Genomic DNA, 450 nt, shown 5'->3' with positions numbered 1-450 from the left:
CGCTGATCTCGCGAGCGGCCGCCTGCATCAGCAGGCCGACCTCCCAATGTCCGGTATGATAGCCGAGCGCCACCGGCTGCCCGTCCTCGTCGCGGATACCGCCCTGCGTGCCGAGGATGAGCACCTGTCTGCCCAGCAGCTTGTTCGGATCCCAGCCCATGCCGACGTTCTGCGACAACCCGAACAGATCGCCGCTCGGCGCCTCCGTCAGCATCTCGTGCGTCAGCGGCAGCTTGCCGCTCGGGCCTGGCGCATGGGTCGTCACCGCGAAGTATTCTTCGCGGCTATCGCCCATGATGTTAGTCAGTCCGTTCTTCATGCTGTTCCATCCTCTCCGGTCGCTGGCTTACGGTTTGATGAATACGGTCTTGATGGACGTGAAGAACTCGATCGCCGCCTGCCCTTGCTCGCGGGAGTGGGAGCTCGATTGCTTCATGCCGCCGAACGGCG

General features: G+C 63.8%; 1 pseudogene. It reads right to left on the bottom strand.

Annotated elements, in window-relative coordinates:
• A pseudogene (locus PA598K_RS18480) lies at positions 1 to 319 on the bottom strand (YjhG/YagF family D-xylonate dehydratase); the annotation flags it as partial.
• Positions 320 to 450: the final 131 nt, after the last annotated feature.

This window comes from Paenibacillus sp. 598K (genome assembly GCF_003851045.1).
In the GTDB taxonomy this organism is placed as follows: Bacteria; Bacillota; Bacilli; order Paenibacillales; family Paenibacillaceae; genus Paenibacillus_D.
This window is presented reverse-complemented; position numbering and strand designations above follow the sequence as displayed.